This window comes from Clostridium sp. AM29-11AC (genome assembly GCF_003480545.1).
In the GTDB taxonomy this organism is placed as follows: Bacteria; Bacillota; Clostridia; order Lachnospirales; family Lachnospiraceae; genus Otoolea; species Otoolea saccharolyticum_A.
The window spans coordinates 367-3633 of the sequence record NZ_QUJI01000047.1; the positions used below are offsets into that span (position 1 = coordinate 367).

The 3267-nt window shown below is 45.5% G+C and carries 4 protein-coding genes; all 4 read right to left on the reverse strand.

Annotated features, from left to right (window positions below; translation table 11 throughout):
* Positions 1 to 212 precede the first annotated feature (212 nt).
* The gene (locus DW757_RS16985; protein ID WP_015574852.1) at positions 213 to 404 is read right to left on the reverse strand and encodes a hypothetical protein; all 192 of its coding nucleotides are present in this window, start codon (positions 402 to 404) and stop codon (positions 213 to 215) included.
* Positions 394 to 1941 carry a HAMP domain-containing sensor histidine kinase gene (locus DW757_RS16990; protein ID WP_118752318.1) on the reverse strand — a complete coding sequence of 516 codons (1548 nt, stop codon included), beginning with the start codon at positions 1939 to 1941 and terminating at the stop codon, positions 394 to 396. The genes DW757_RS16985 and DW757_RS16990 overlap by 11 nt, the downstream gene beginning before the upstream one ends.
* Positions 1938 to 2615 (reverse strand): response regulator transcription factor, encoded by a 678-nt coding sequence (locus DW757_RS16995; protein ID WP_008399036.1) that lies wholly within the window; start codon positions 2613 to 2615, stop codon positions 1938 to 1940. The genes DW757_RS16990 and DW757_RS16995 overlap by 4 nt, the downstream gene beginning before the upstream one ends.
* A 156-nt stretch (positions 2616 to 2771) precedes the next feature.
* Entirely contained in the window at positions 2772 to 3095 is a 324-nt protein-coding gene (locus DW757_RS17000) for a TRAP transporter large permease subunit (RefSeq protein ID WP_243033756.1), read from the reverse strand.
* Positions 3096 to 3267: the final 172 nt, after the last annotated feature.

Below are 3267 nucleotides of genomic sequence, written 5' to 3' on the forward strand. Positions count from 1 at the left end.
CGTTGTGTTTGTCAACAACTTTTTTCTATTTTTTGAAAGTTCTTTTTGTTTTTAACTTTCCTCGCATTCAGCGATGCATCAAATTTTATCACTTTTCTTCTTTTGTGTCAAGCACTTTTCAGAACTTTTTGTTCTTTTTTGAAGCTTTTTGTTTTTTTCTGATGCCCTGTCGCTCAAGGCGAGTATTATAATACCAAAGCCTTCTACAAAAGTCAACTACTTTTTTTCATTTTTTCCCATTTCTTTTTCACATAGAAAAATACGAGAGTACCTTCTGCTTCTGTCTCCCATCTGCCCCCACTCTGCGCCGCTCCCTGCATCAAAAAAGGAAGTTTTTCGGCAGCCTTCCCGGGGCTGAAAAACTTCCTTTTGCCTATTCCTATTTTCTGTTTCCTATCTTCCATCCACCGTAAACCAGAACTCCACTCCGTTATCCCAGTTTTTCACTCCATAAGACTGGTGATGGCTTTCCATTATGGCTTTAACGATGGACAGGCCGATTCCGCTTCCGCCATACTCCCTTGTCCTTGCCTTGTCCACCTTATAAAACTTCGTCCAGAGATTTGGAAGAGCTTCCTCAGGGATCGGGGTGCCTGTATTGAATACGGAAACCCGGACTTTCTCTCCCTCAGGGAGCATCTTTACAATAATCTTCTTCTCTCCTCCTGCATGGTGGATCGCGTTGCTGAAGTAGTTCGTCACTACCTCCTCGATCTTAAATTCGTCTGCCCAGACATATACGGGAGCTGAATTGTCAAACTCAGCTGTGATTCCATTTTGCTCCAGAAGGATTCCCGATGCAGAAATTACTCCGCTTATCAGTTCCGTCAGGTTAAACCGCTCCATCACTGTCTGATCCTTTCCAAATTCCAGGGCAGTCAGCGTCAGAAGCTGTTTTACCATCTTATTCATTTTTCCCGCCTCGTCCATAATGACATTGCAGTAATAATCGCGGCTTTCCTTATCTTCGGCCATCCCCTCAGTCAGACCTTCCGCATAGCCCTGGATCAGAGCGATCGGCGTCTTCAGCTCGTGGGAGACATTGGCGATAAAGTCCTTTCGCATCTCATCAATCTGAACCTTCTCCTCAATATCCTTCTGAAGCTCATTGTTGGCTGATTTGAGCTCACCGATAGATTCCTTAAGGCGCTCTGACAGTACATTCATGCTGTGACCCAGACGGCTCAGCTCCTCTGTCGTGTGGGGAGTATCCTCGTATTTCGCTTCAAAGTCAAGATCTGACATTTTCTCAGACAGCACAGAGAGCTGCTGAATTGGAGCCGTGATCTTCTTTGTGATAAAGTACAGGATCACAGCGCTGATTACGATCGCCGCTAAGCCCACATCCATCAGAAAGCGGTTGGAAATCTGTACACTCTCCCTGATACTCTCCAATGGAGTTGACATAATAAATATTGTTCCATTATCTGAGAAGAATCCCCAGCTTTCCAGGAAAAACGATTTTGTCCTGGGATCAAAGGACTTCTGTATCACATAGTTGTCGGACTGGACCAGAATTTCCTGATTCATCTGTCCCTGGCCGAGAATGTAAGTCTGGACTCTCTCACGCATTATCTCGATATCTCTTGCAGAAGACAGAAGTGTTTTATTGCTGATACTGTCATAAATCAGCATAGTAATGTTGGATGTATCCCGAAGCTCCTGTACAACCGCCGCGAGCTCCTTGGCATTTACACTGGCTGCCTCCTCATCCTCATTGAGCACAGCATCCACGCCGTCCAGCGCACTGGAGCCGGATTCCGTTTCCCGCCTCACGATATTGTCAATCTCTGTGTAGGCCTTCTCAAGGATGTCTACCTTGTAATTCATATAGTAGCCTTCCAGAGCCCAGTTGTTGGTGCACCAGACTGCAGTTATCACAAGGGCGGTCATACACACAAAGATAATGGTAAACTGCCAGCGGATCGACCGCCGCTTCATGACTCTACCTCAAACTTATAGCCCATGCCCCAGATTGTCTTGATGTATTCGCCTTTCTCTCCCAGCTTGCTCCTGAGTTTTTTCACATGGGTGTCAATGGTTCTGGCATCTCCAAAGTAATCGTAGTTCCAGACATTGTTCAGAATCTTTTCCCTGGACAGTGCAATTCCCTGGTTTTCAGCAAAATATGTCATCAGCTCAAATTCCTTGTAACTTAAATCCACTGGTTTTCCGTCAATCTCTACCTGATGGGCTGTCTTGTCAATGTGAATTCCTCCCACATCGATCACATCCTTTGCGCCAGGGCTGCTCCTTCTGAGAATCGCTTCCACTCTGGCCACCAGGATTTTAGGGCTGAAAGGCTTCGAAATGTACTCATCTACTCCCAGCTTGAAACCCTGCAGCTCATCCTGCTCCTCCCCTCTGGCTGTCAGCATGAGAATCGGAACCTGGGAGTACTTTCTGATGGTCTTTAACACCTCCCAGCCATCCATTTTCGGCATCATCACATCTAAAAGAATTAAGGCAATATCCTTCTGCTCAAAGAAAATGTCAATAGCCTCCTCGCCGTCTCCGGCCTCCACCACCTGGAAGCCCTTAACGGTCAGGAAGTCCTTTACCAGCTTCCTCATCCTTGGCTCATCGTCCACCACTAATATTTTAAGTGTCTCCATATCTGTACGCCTCTGCTTTCTAAATCCGGTTCTGCTTTTCACTCTCTGCCATTTTTATGGCTCTATCTTAACAGATTACAAAAAGCATTTCCACCATTTCACAGATATTTCACTTTTTACGCCTTCCAGGAGAGCAGGCATGGCAGAAGGCGGTTATCAGGAACCCAAAACTTCAGGAAGCCAGGTTATAATTCCCGGCACATAGGCAAATACCATCACTGCTGCCATTTCTATCAGCAGAAATGGAAGAACCCCCTTTACGACATCGTTAAATTTCAGTCCCGTCACTGAGCCGGCTGTAAAAAGGTTGTAACCAAATGGCGGAGTCACATAGCCGATTACCAGGTTAATTACGAAAATCATTCCCAGATGAAGGGGATCAAGGCCAAGCTCGATTCCCATAGGGACAATCACCGGCGCAATGATGATAATGGCAGCCACAGTGTCCATGAGCGCGCCTACCACAAACAGCCGTCGCATTTTCTGAGACTAATACTTTAACACAAAAATTCTTTATAAAGAAAAATTCTTATAAAACAAAAAAAGCCCTTTTCAGGACTTTCTAAATAATCATATGTATCTGGGGCATTCACACATACCCTCAAAACCACACATTGAATTCTCCGCTCTTCCTTCTTCCTACCTTTCCATC